The 11277-nt window shown below is 40.2% G+C and carries 12 protein-coding genes; 7 read left to right on the forward strand and 5 right to left on the reverse strand.

Annotated features, from left to right (window positions below; all coding sequences use genetic code 11):
- Window positions 1-55: 55 nt before the first annotated feature.
- The 7 genes from JZO85_RS02955 (at window position 56) to JZO85_RS02985 (ending at window position 7664) form a co-directional block, all read left to right on the forward strand.
- The gene (locus JZO85_RS02955; protein ID WP_207107026.1) at window positions 56-2929 is read left to right on the forward strand and encodes an immunoglobulin-like domain-containing protein; all 2874 of its coding nucleotides are present in this window, start codon (window positions 56-58) and stop codon (window positions 2927-2929) included.
- 16 nt (window positions 2930-2945) lie between these two features.
- Window positions 2946-3428 carry a DUF4352 domain-containing protein gene (locus tag JZO85_RS02960; protein ID WP_207107027.1) on the forward strand — a complete coding sequence of 161 codons (483 nt, stop codon included), beginning with the start codon at window positions 2946-2948 and terminating at the stop codon, window positions 3426-3428.
- A 173-nt stretch (window positions 3429-3601) separates the two neighbouring features.
- Window positions 3602-4744, forward strand: coding sequence for a non-hydrolyzing UDP-N-acetylglucosamine 2-epimerase (gene wecB, locus JZO85_RS02965; RefSeq protein ID WP_207107028.1), 1143 nt, complete (start codon window positions 3602-3604; stop codon window positions 4742-4744).
- 4 nt (window positions 4745-4748) lie between these two features.
- Complete coding sequence (locus tag JZO85_RS02970; RefSeq protein ID WP_207107029.1) at window positions 4749-5699, forward strand: LCP family glycopolymer transferase; 951 nt, start codon at window positions 4749-4751, stop codon at window positions 5697-5699.
- Window positions 5700-5922: 223 nt separating this feature from the next.
- Window positions 5923-6402: an RrF2 family transcriptional regulator gene (locus tag JZO85_RS02975; protein ID WP_207107030.1), complete on the forward strand. Its 480-nt coding sequence runs from the start codon at window positions 5923-5925 to the stop codon at window positions 6400-6402.
- Window positions 6403-6416: 14 nt separating this feature from the next.
- A complete protein-coding gene (locus JZO85_RS02980; RefSeq protein ID WP_207107031.1) occupies window positions 6417-6605 on the forward strand; it encodes a hypothetical protein in 189 nt (62 codons plus the stop codon).
- Between the two features lie 72 nt (window positions 6606-6677).
- Window positions 6678-7664, forward strand: a complete 987-nt coding sequence (locus tag JZO85_RS02985; protein ID WP_207107032.1) for a choloylglycine hydrolase family protein — start codon at window positions 6678-6680, stop codon at window positions 7662-7664.
- A 70-nt stretch (window positions 7665-7734) separates the two neighbouring features.
- On the opposite strand, the gene JZO85_RS02990 is transcribed toward JZO85_RS02985, so the two are convergent.
- The 5 genes from JZO85_RS02990 to JZO85_RS03010 all read right to left on the reverse strand — a co-directional run bounded on the left by JZO85_RS02990 (window position 7735) and on the right by JZO85_RS03010 (window position 10807).
- On the reverse strand, window positions 7735-8817 hold the full coding sequence (locus JZO85_RS02990) for a YhgE/Pip domain-containing protein (protein ID WP_207107033.1): 1083 nt from the start codon (window positions 8815-8817) through the stop codon (window positions 7735-7737).
- A gap of 409 nt (window positions 8818-9226) precedes the next feature.
- A complete protein-coding gene (locus JZO85_RS02995) occupies window positions 9227-9871 on the reverse strand; it encodes a DUF2922 domain-containing protein (protein ID WP_207107034.1) in 645 nt (214 codons plus the stop codon).
- 50 nt (window positions 9872-9921) lie between these two features.
- Entirely contained in the window at window positions 9922-10305 is a 384-nt protein-coding gene (locus tag JZO85_RS03000; protein ID WP_207107035.1) for a hypothetical protein, read from the reverse strand.
- Between the two features lie 69 nt (window positions 10306-10374).
- Window positions 10375-10587: a DUF2922 family protein gene (locus JZO85_RS03005; protein WP_207107036.1), complete on the reverse strand. Its 213-nt coding sequence runs from the start codon at window positions 10585-10587 to the stop codon at window positions 10375-10377.
- Between the two features lie 13 nt (window positions 10588-10600).
- A complete protein-coding gene (locus JZO85_RS03010) occupies window positions 10601-10807 on the reverse strand; it encodes a hypothetical protein (RefSeq protein ID WP_207107037.1) in 207 nt (68 codons plus the stop codon).
- Between the last annotated feature and the right edge of the window lie 470 nt (window positions 10808-11277).

An 11277-nucleotide genomic window follows, 5' to 3' on the forward strand; every position in this document is an offset into this window, starting at 1 on the left:
ATGAATGTAGTGTGTGTTTGATTCAAAAAAGGGAAAAAAGAAAGGGGAAAAATTAGTGAAGAAAAAGAAATTATTGACAATCGGTGCCAGCAGCTTGATGTTGCTGAACACAGGCCTGCTGCCTGCTGCAGCTTTAGCTGAAGAAAAAAATGTAGAAACAGAAGAGGTAGCACCAGAACTGGCAGACAGTCTGGTGAAGAACGATCTGCCAGAAGCAGCACCAGAAACAAGTGACGAACCCGTACAGGAAACAACAGAAACAAAGGAGATACCTACGACTGAAGCACCTGCTGAAGACGAGGATGCTGAAGACACAAAGAAGCAGGAGACAAATGGTCTTATTAAACCAATGGATATTGGGCTGATTGCTTGGGGTAAAATTGGCTTAAAAACGTCAACAGGTAAAGAATTAGTGATCAACAATCAAAAAACAGAAGGTATTTTGACTGTTGACTTAAACATCACTCAATTAGCGAATTTAGGTATCGCTGATAAAACCTATTATCAAGTCAAATTGCCAAATGAATTTAAGCCGTTATTGGAAGATCCGCGTTTTATCAACTATTTATCAGGTGAGATGAAGGCCTACAACTTAGGTATTCCAATTAAATCTTATACCTACAAATCAACAGATATCAGAGTAGATCCAGAGAGTTGCTCACTGGTTATTCAAAATCCGAATATTACGACGATAGTCGGTATTTTACCACGTGTTTATTGTTCAGTGAATATTGATTTAGGTGGATTTGTAACAGACACAGAAATCCGTATTCCAGGTTCATTGGATGGTAAATATCATTTCAACACAGGTTTGACGCAGGATAATAATATCATTGACTGGACAGTCGGTGGTGGAAAAGAGTCTAGCGGCTTCTTGGAATATGCAAAGCTTGATCCAGCCTATGGGACGGAAAAGCCGGTGTTGACTGCGGAAAACCGTAAAATCGTACTAGGCGATGACTTTACTGGCGCATTTGCTATGAAAGGGGTATCGGCGATCGATAAAGAAGATGGCGATATCACTAAAAATGTTGTCATTATTGACAATCAAGTACGTTCAAATGTGGAGGGTGTCTACCCTGTAACCTACAAAATCACGGACAGCCATGGGTTGACCGCAACTAAAACGATCGAAGTAACTGTAGCAGAAAACACATTGCCAGTTATCCATGCTGAAAATAAAGTGATTGAAAAGGGCACGCCGTTCAATCCTTTAGAAGGAGTAACTGCTCATGATGAAGAAGACGGCGATTTAACTTCAAAAATTGTGGTTAAGTCAAACACGGTAAACACCAGTGTTCCCGGTAAATACTTCATTACTTATTCAGTTGAAGATTCTCACAGAGGGATCGCAACAAAAGATATTGAAGTTGTTGTCAAAGAAAGCATTCATGAAATCACACCAGATGATTATACAGTTGGACAGGGGCTGATCACAGGTAAGTATGAAGGGGATGTTTCTTATCTAGAGTTTTATGTTGATGATCATTTAGTATCTGAAGGCGGAACCTTCAGAGATGGTCGCTTCTCTTATGAAGTAACGACTGGTCTAATCAAGAAAAACTCTAAAGTTGTTTTGGTGGCTTATGACGAAAACAAGAATAAATTAGATGAGAAAACAGTCAAAGTACTATCTAATTATAGCGGTACGATCACTGCCTATGATTATACAATCGGCGAAGAATATATTCGTGGAACATTCACTGGAGATGTGAAGAAGGCAAAAGTCATCGTCAACGGAAAGGTTCTTGCTTTAGGCGGAACGTTCAGAGATGGTGAATTCAGCTACTGGGTTGGCAAAAATGCTATTAAACAAGGTGATAGTGTTCTAATCAATGGCTATGATGTAGACGGCGATGTATTAAGTCAGAACAATAAAGTTACTATTGTTGCTGCACCAGAAGCAAAAGGAACCATTACTCCAAATGTTTTCAAGGTCGGCGATGCAGAAATCACCGGAACCTATACTGGCGATGTGAAGAAAGCTAAATTATATGTCAATAATAATTTAATTTCACAAGGCGGAACCTTTAAAAATGGTACGTTCACCTATTATGTTGGTCAAAATGTGATTGCTAAAGGGGCCAATGTACGTTTAGTTGCCTTCAGCGCAGATGACAAGGAATTAGACAGCAAAGTTGTTCAAGTTGAAGCAACAACAGTTGGATCAATGGTAGCGGATGCCTATACGATTGGAAACGAAGAAATTACTGGAACTTACACGGGAGACGTGAAGAAAGCAAAAGTGATTGTCAATGGAACGGTCCTTTCTTTAGGCGGAACTTTTACTAACGGACGCTTCACCTATTGGGTAGGGTCTTCAAGAATCAAAGCCGGCGACAGTGTGTTAATCAACGGCTACGATCAGAACAACACCCTCTTGACTCAAAACAATATCGTTAACATCAAGCAAGCACCTGTACAAAAAGGAACGATTACTCCTGACAGTTACACAATTGGTAACGGAGAAATCACCGGTACCTACACTGGTGATGTACGCAAAGCTCGTCTATCAATAAACGGCAACGTCATCTCTTGGGGCGGTACCTTTAAAGATGGTCGTTTCACTTATTATGTTGGCAGCAGTATCAAAGATGGTGACAATGTAACGATGAATGCTTACGGGACCAATGATGTATTATTGCAGGAAAATGTGAAAGTTTCCTTCACAAGCTCTTCTTATAGCGGCAGTATTTCGCCAAATGCGTATACTGTTGGTGGGATTGAAATCTCAGGCGTTTATTCAGGTGATGTGACACAGGCTCGCCTTTACGTAAACGATGGACTGGTTTCAATTGGCGGCACCTTTAAAAATGGTTCATTCACTTACTATGTAGGAGATGCTATCAAAAAAGGCGACACTGCTTACCTAGTTGCATATGGACCTGACAGCAAAGAATTAGATAGAAAAACAGTTCTAGTGAACTAGCGAACGGAGATTTTGAATGAAAAAATTATTATTAAGTGTTATCGCAGCTTGTTTTCTCCTAACTGGATGTGCGGCTGGAAATGACAAAGAAAGCAGCAGCAGCGGAGAAACGAGTGTTTCGGTTGCCAAGGTTGAAGTAAAAGATGGATTGAATGCTCCTTTCACGGCGGATGGAATGGAAATGAAACTCACCGAAGTATCTAGCAGTGAATCTGTGGATCAAGCGAAAAAGCCTAAGCAGCTGATTACCTTTACTGTTGAGTATAAGAATATTGGTACCCAGGACAAAGGAATGGGAGCGATTGATTTTCGCTTGGTGACAGATAAAAAAGATAAGACATACAACGTAACTGAAGAGATGGAAGCCTTTGGCGGTGTACTAGCACCGGAAAAAGCGTCTAAGGGTAAATTATATTATCTGATCGGACCGGGAGAAAAACCAACTAAATTGGAATACGCACCAGCAGATAAACCTCTTAAAACGTGGAATCTAAAATAATAAATTTTTTCATTGTTCGATATTTCGCAAAAACAATCAATCTTTTTATTATTTAGCTCTTCAATTCGCTTGTTTTATGTTTGAAGTACAGAGAATCTTGAAGGAGAGGACCAGAATCTCCTTCAAGATTCTTTGTCGTAGGGGAAAAATTATTGAATAAAAGGGAGATACATATGTCGATAAAAGTAATGTCGATTTTTGGTACTAGGCCAGAAGCGATTAAAATGGCTCCAGTCATCAAGGTCTTAGAAAAGGATGCGCGCTTTGAGTCAACGGTAGTAGTAACCGGTCAGCACCGAGACATGCTGGATCAAGTATTGGATTTTTTTGAAATCATACCAGATTTTGATTTGAATATCATGAAAGATAAGCAAGCTCTAAGCGATATGACGATTCGCATCATCAAGCTGCTTACACCCATACTGGAGGATCACCGGCCAGATATCGTTTTAGTTCATGGCGATACAACGACGACATTGGCGGCAGCCTTATCCGCCTATTATCAGCAGATTTCTATCGGTCATGTCGAAGCAGGTCTGCGCACTTGGCAGAAGTATTCACCTTTTCCAGAGGAGATGAATCGTCAATTGGTCGATGCCGTAGCTGATCTTCACTTTGCACCGACGCAGGCAAGCGCTGATAATTTATTGAAGGAAAATCATTCAAAGGAACATCTCTTTGTGACCGGAAATACCGCCATTGACGCAATGAGCTATACTATCGACAAGGAATATTCACACCCCAACTTGTTGAATAATGGGAAAAGAAAATTGCTAGTAACGATGCACCGTAGAGAAAATCTGGGCGAGCCGATGACAGAAGTCTTTCAAGCATTGTCCCAATTAGCAAAGACTAAAAAGGATGTTGAGATAATTTTTCCGATGCACAAAAATCCAGTCGTTCGCCAGTTGGCAGAAAAGGAGCTTGGGGACTTAGACAATATTCAGCTGATCGAACCGTTAGATCTTTTTGATTTCCATAACTTTGTTCAGCACTGCGACTTGATACTAACGGATTCTGGCGGTGTTCAGGAGGAGGCCCCATCATTAGGCGTTCCGGTGTTGGTTCTGCGTGATACGACAGAACGTCCGGAAGGTGTCCAAGCAGGAACACTAAAATTAGTGGGAACTAAAAAGGAAATTGTTTTTCAAGAGGCCAAGAAGTTGTTGGAATCGACAGAGGACTATCAAAAAATGGCTCAAGCGGCGAACCCTTATGGAGATGGTCATGCAAGCGAACGGATCGCCGATATTCTGGCACAGGCCTTTAATGCCGATCCGGCTGGGCAAAAAAAACTGAAAAAAGCGATGGAGTGAATGAATGGGAACGAAGCGGAGAAGAGCTCCTAATCGAAAAAAACAGCTGAAAAAGATCCTGACTGTTCTGGTAAGTACCTTATTGGTCTTGATTCTTTTGCTCACAGCTGTTGCTGCGAAGGTATTCTACGATGTAAAGAGTACGACTGAAAATGCCTACGAGCCGATTGCAAGAGCACAGCGGTTAAAAGAGATTGATTTAAAACAGCAGGAGCCCTTTAGTGTTTTATTACTAGGCGTCGATACCGGAGCACTGGGTCGTTCGGAGCAAGGACGTTCTGATACGATCATGGTAGCCACTGTGAACCCCAAAACAGAAAAAACAGTATTGGTCAGTTTGCCCCGAGATGCGTATGCTGAGATTGCAGGGCACGGAACGATGGATAAAATCAATCACGCGTATGCCTTTGGCGGTACAGCTATGACGATTGCTACGGTTGAAAAGCTATTAGATATTCCTATCAATTATTATGTGACGATCAATATGCAAGGAATCGAATCACTTGTTGATGCCGTTGGAGAGGTGGAAGTATCCAATCCTTTTGCATTTACATATGAAGAAACAGAATTTCCCAAAGGCGTCCAAAAATTAGATGGAAGCAACGCGTTAAAATATGTTCGCATGCGTTACGATGATCCAGAAGGGGATTATGGTCGACAAGCACGCCAACGCCAACTGATTGCCGGGATCGTGAAGAATGCGATCAGCTTTAAAGGTCTCAGCAGCTATCAAGAAATTTTAACGAGCCTCGGCAGCAATATCAAGACGGATGTTCATTTCAGTGATCTGAAGCTCTTAACTAGAAAATACCGCGGAGCCTTTAGTGAAATAGAATCTGAACAGGCTAAAGGAGAAGGCTTCACGCAGGACGAAATTTCCTATCAACGCCTTTCCTCAGAAGAATTAGTTAGGATTCAGCAGCTGCTGAAGGCACAGCTGAACAGCGGAGTATAAACCAATAGTTTTTAACGAATGGGGCCTTTTTTAAGGTCCTATTTTTGTAGTAACGGTGCAATCGATTTGAAGAATAAATCAATCACGGAGGAATGTTCAGCAGCTGACCAAAATCCTCATAGAAAAACTACTAAAATTTGTAAAAGATTGAATAAAGCAAAGTCGATATATAGACAAAAAATATCTATAGATATATAATATCTATAAAAAAAGAGGTGAGTACTTGAAATTATCATCATCCTACGTTCAAGCTATCGGAATTTTAGTTATGCTGGCAGAGCTTCCTGAAAAAGATTCACTAAAATCTAGTGAGATCAGTAAGCGAATGAATGTGTCTCATACGTACTTGCAAAAGATCGCGACGAAATTAAAGCATGCTAATTTGATTGATTCCTACGCGTCGAAGCAAGGCGGCTACAAGCTGAAAAAACCGAAAGAGGAGATCAATTTCCTAGATGTTTTCTTGGCCATCGAGGGAGAGAATGCGTTTCTATCCCATATCAACCTTGAACCCATTGACGCGATGTTTGTTGACAAGGATTTAATCAGGGAAAAATCAGATGTAGTGAAGGAGATTCATTCAGAAGCTCAGAAAGTTTACATGGAGCAACTACAATCCCACCCGCTGACAGAAATTTTACCGAAAGCATCCGACGGCAGCTATTTAACCATCGACTGGAAAAAATTTATTAATGAAGAATAGGAGTGAGCAACGATATGTCATTTAAAGAAGAAATCAACAAGTTAAAAGAAACCTTCGAACAAACCAAAGAGCAAGGAGCCAAATTAGGAGAAAAATACAGCGAAGAAGGAAAAAATATCGGAAAAGAATATGCAGAAAAAGGCAAAGCTGTTGGAAAACAATTCAAAGACTTGTCATCTACGGTTAAGGATCGTTTCAAATAGCTTTGAAAAGAGCGACAAGCGTTAACGATAAAAAATGAAATGGCTTAACTTTTTATGAGGGAGTAATTGATTATGTGTACTAGTTTAACATTGACAAACAACTCACAGCATCATTTTTTGGCTAGAACAATGGATTTTGGCTTCCAGCTTGAAGGGAGACCAGTTGTTATTCCCAGAAATTATACTTGGAAAAAGCAGTTTGACGGGACCCGAAATACGAAATATGGGTTTCTTGGAACAGGAAGAAATTTAGGAGAATATTTTTTAGCCGATGGTGTGAATGAAAAAGGACTTGCTATTGCGGAGCTCTACTTTCTTGATGAAGCGAAATACAGTTCCGAGGTGAGAGAAGAGCAGGTGAATTTGGCTCCCCACGAATTCATCATTTGGCTGTTGGGCGAGAATGCAAGCATTGCCGAATTAAGGAAACGTATCACTGAAGTGAATATAGTTGAAAAGGAAGTACCTGTTCTAGGATTCGTGCCGCCGCTTCATTATATTGTCACAGATAAAACAGGAGAAACAGTGGTGATCGAATCGGACAGCGGGAAGCTGGTCATAAAAGAGAATCCTGTTGGTGTCATGACCAATAGTCCTGAATTTGAATGGCATGTAAAAAATTTAAACAATTATTTGAGCATCCAGCCCAATAATTACCCGAACAAAAAAATTGCGACTCATGAAATAAAGCCTTTTGGGCAAGGGTCTGGAACATATGGCTTGCCCGGGGGATACACATCACCCGAAAGGTTCGTTCGGACAGTTTACCTGCGGGCGTTAACGGAGTCAGGAAATACGGCAGCGGATTCTTTAAATGCCATTTTCAAAATTCTGGACAATGTGACGATTCCAAAGGGCGTCAATATCAAAAATGATGGGGCGATCGATTATACGCAATACCGCGCTGTTTTTGATGTATCAAATACAACCTACTATTTCAATCCTTATGAAAATCAAGAAGTCTTCGAGATTACACTGAATGAAGAACTACTAAATAAAAAAGAGCCGGTAGAATTTAAGTACACGACGGATTTTAAAACGACGAAGTTGAATGAATAGAAAAAAAGAACCGCTCATTTGGAACTCTATTTCCAGATGAGCGGTTCTCTATGTGCTTAAGATTTTAACCCTAATGAACCGCCTTCTTTTCATGAATTTGATAACTGAAATAGATGCCTATTTGACCTGCCATAATAAAGATAATGAGAGCAGCATAATCCATAAAGATCTTCGAGTTGTCCAAGCTGATCAAATTTCTGAAGCCGTTGACACTATAGGTCATTGGAATAAAACGATGAATTGTTCGGAAAATTGGTGAGGATAAAAGAATCGGATAGCTTCCTCCAGATGAGGAGGTTTGCATCATTGTCAGCAGTAAAACGATGAAGCTGCCGATCCCAGGTATCAGTTTGTTAAAGGCCACAATAATACTGTAAAAAGCCGCGGCGACAACGATTGAAAAGAACATAAAGTCCAAAGGCTTGGTAATGGATATATGAATAAACCAGGTGTTTATCAGCAACAGCAGCAGCAATTGCAGCAGGGCAATGACCATTGGGTAAAGAAATTGTTCTCGCCAATAGTGTCGATAGTTCTCCTTTTTCTTAGTCAGAGCTCTCATAATGAATTGATTTGTAAAGATCCCGCCAACAAATAGCGTTAAGGAAAAGATATAGGGAGCCATCCCTTCGCCGTTATTTTTGACTGGGTGAAGGTCCTTATGCTTTAAGCTGATTACACTGGCAACATTTTCAGGGACTTGATCAGCATTGAGCTGGTGAATCAATTGTGAGGAAAGTCCTGTATTGACCTTGGACACGAATTGTTCAGTCGTCGTCGTAATCAATTTAGCAGCGGAATAGTTCAGCCCTTCAGAGGTCGTCAAGGTTAAAGTCGGGTTTTGTCTATTTCTAGGAAAATCCTTTAATTTCTGAGGAAAGCCATTATTAAATGTGATGATGGCATAAACCTTCCCTGCTTCTAAATTAGCCTTCGCTTTATCTGCACCCGCTTCTTTATAATCAAAGAGCTTGTTTTCTAAAAGCTTTTGATAGATCGGATTGTCCTTTTCTCCGACCAATGCCACAGGAAGCTGATCTACTTTTCCATAAGGGTCCATCATGGCTCCTAAAAATAAACTAGAATACAGTATTGGAATTAGGGATAAAAAGAAGACCACTGCATAGATTAAAAATTTCTTTTTCACTTTCATGTTTCTCGCCTCGTATATCATTAGTAATTAGTCTTTTCTAAATCTTAAGATAAAAAAAGTCTACAGATATAATATATCCGTGGATTTATTTTGTCAATAGATAAAAATGATCGATCGATGCCCGATCTGAAGCGAGGTAAGAGTAATTTATCCAAGTGTTTACGTATACTATGTGTAAAAAGTTCAACTCTAATTACCCCCTGCAAGCAGAAAATCACAGGGGGTTCTATCGTTCAACTGTCAAAGATAGGCTCACGCTAAGAATAATTAGCAAGAGCGATGAGATTAACCCTATGAAAAGCGAGACAGGGTATAGAAAAGCAACCATTCTCAAGGCTACCTACCTTGCAACATGGGACTGACCTACTTTATTTAAAAAGGGCAGAATTTAGTGGCCGTTCATTTGATTTCAAGAAGGACCTTCTTTATTTTTGCCATGCTTGCCCCAGATTCGAGCAAACAGACCTTTGTGTTTACCCTTCTCTTTTTGCGCTTGTTGTGCTTTCGGAAGAGGGGCCGCCTTTCCGATAAAAGTACTGCTCCTCTTCGGGCCATTTTCCGGCATATTAGTTTTTAGGTCTTTGAAACATTCACGATTATTGCTGCCAATATGTGGTGACAAAGAAGGGGTCTTTGGCAACTTCGATGCTGCTGCGACAGATAGTGGAAGAGTGTCGGACCTTCTTTTAGAATCAATCGTATGCTGTTTCCCGAATTGTAGAGAATTCTCCATTAATGAAGTGGGTTCAAGTGGTGTATCTACAGTTGCTTCATTTTCTGTCTTTTCATGCTGTTCTCCCGCCTTTTTTTCAGCTACGGGCTGTGGATCATTCTCCACATCAAAAATATCGGTTTCGTACGTGGTGACGAACTTTGCCGTGACAACAGTATCAAATAGTTTTACGCCATTTTTTTCAAAAATATCCAATTGAGTCAGTAGTTCGCAAGCTTCTTTGATCTGTTCAACAGGCAAATCGGCATTCACATTTTTATAGGTCCAGTCGTGTTCTTTGCCTAGACCATTGGTAAAGGTCGTGACTAAATCATGGGTCATTGTTCTGCTTTCCTTTCTAAATTAGTTTTTTTTGCGTAGGTAAAAACTTATCAAGGTTCGTTTGTTTCTGTGGGACGAACTTTTGCAATAAGAGAACGGACAAGTGAGATGGCCTTTTCGCCAAAATTACGGACAGGAAATACTCTTGCAGCTAACGAGCGCCATTCGGGTGCCATGAAGTAATCTTGAAAGTAATAAAAGAAGCGTTTCATAGTACGAGTGGCTTTGGTATTCATAAAAATCTCACGGACAAGATCCTTCAGAATGAAGGCAAACTCCTCCGCACCGAGTTGAAAACGCACGCGTAATGTCAAAATATATTTGATCGTTAGGCTGCTATTTTGAGTTTGGTAATAGTATTCAGTAATTCGTTTTTCTAGTGTTTTTGGTGTTAAATTAAACAATTGTCGGCAAGTTAGTGTTTGTTCATTCATGGATCATGTCCTCCTTTTTTTGATTAGAGGAGAGCGGCATTAATGCCGCGGCTCCTCAATTTTCTATGCTTAAAAGATAATTGTTTCAACAGTTTCGACGTACTTTGCGCTGACGACTTGGTTGAACAGCTTCTCGTCATCCTTTTTGAACAGGCTTAACATTGTCAGTCGTTCCAAGAATCCTCGAATTTCCTCAGGCGCCTTTCCTTCACCGGGAGTCGGATAACTCCACGTTTGGGAACGTCCGCTGCTAGTTTTAAAGATCGCTACTAATTTTTTCATTTACGTTTTCCTCCTATTTCGTTACTCGTGATTGGCTGGTGATGATCACGCCATCCAATAATGTGTCTTCGTGGTCAAGTGCTCTCATGATCTCACCTAGTTCGATGATTTCTGCTTCCTTTGGTTCGTCTACGACATTTGGGAAGGTGACTTTCTTTAATTTCTCTACACCAGGTACAGCGAGCTGCACTTGTAATTTAGTACTTAGTTTTTGCATCATTTCTTATTTCCTCCGTGTGTTCGAATTTTTTTGTACCGGCCGGTGACTAAAGAATAAAGCACAAAATAAAAATAGGTCAAAATGGGGAAAATTACTTTTTTGTAGGAAAATTACGCCTTTTTTCATTCTCTCTTTATTTAAAACATGATTAAATGGGGAGTCTTGCTAAAACGACCAATGGAAAAGCTGCAAATTTGAGGGGGAAATGTAATGTTCCTCATTTTGACAATTCTATTTTTTTGTTTTTGGGAGAAAGGTTGATAGGACGATGTTTTTATCGAGCAGGGGAAGCTTGATTTTTTTTGTAAATAGAGGAGTAGATGTAGGAATTTTCGGCAATTAATAGTTTCTTAATATTTGTACAGCAGTAGAGCCCATCACAGGTGGCTTTTTATCTTCAGGGCGCTTGAAGAATTTCAGATAGCTGTGATGGACTTAATAATGGATGGAAAGAGACAAACTATATTAAG

Source organism: Candidatus Enterococcus murrayae (genome assembly GCF_017315985.1).
GTDB classification, from domain to species: Bacteria; Bacillota; Bacilli; order Lactobacillales; family Enterococcaceae; genus Enterococcus_A; species Enterococcus_A murrayae.

Bases quoted from the DNA above. Each gene is read 5' to 3' on its own strand.
- JZO85_RS03005 (WP_207107036.1), bottom strand. From the start codon at position 10,587: ATGAAAAAATTAGTAGCGATCTTTAAAACTAGCAGCGGACGTTCCCAA.
- JZO85_RS02995 (WP_207107034.1), bottom strand. From the start codon at position 9,871: ATGACCCATGATTTAGTCACGACCTTTACCAATGGTCTAGGCAAAGAA.
- JZO85_RS02970 (WP_207107029.1), top strand. From the start codon at position 4,749: ATGGGAACGAAGCGGAGAAGAGCTCCTAATCGAAAAAAACAGCTGAAA.
- JZO85_RS02985 (WP_207107032.1), top strand. From the start codon at position 6,678: ATGTGTACTAGTTTAACATTGACAAACAACTCACAGCATCATTTTTTG.
- wecB (WP_207107028.1), top strand. From the start codon at position 3,602: ATGTCGATAAAAGTAATGTCGATTTTTGGTACTAGGCCAGAAGCGATT.
- JZO85_RS02990 (WP_207107033.1), bottom strand. From the start codon at position 8,817: ATGAAAGTGAAAAAGAAATTTTTAATCTATGCAGTGGTCTTCTTTTTA.
- JZO85_RS03000 (WP_207107035.1), bottom strand. From the start codon at position 10,305: ATGAATGAACAAACACTAACTTGCCGACAATTGTTTAATTTAACACCA.
- JZO85_RS03010 (WP_207107037.1), bottom strand. From the start codon at position 10,807: ATGATGCAAAAACTAAGTACTAAATTACAAGTGCAGCTCGCTGTACCT.
- JZO85_RS02980 (WP_207107031.1), top strand. From the start codon at position 6,417: ATGTCATTTAAAGAAGAAATCAACAAGTTAAAAGAAACCTTCGAACAA.
- JZO85_RS02960 (WP_207107027.1), top strand. From the start codon at position 2,946: ATGAAAAAATTATTATTAAGTGTTATCGCAGCTTGTTTTCTCCTAACT.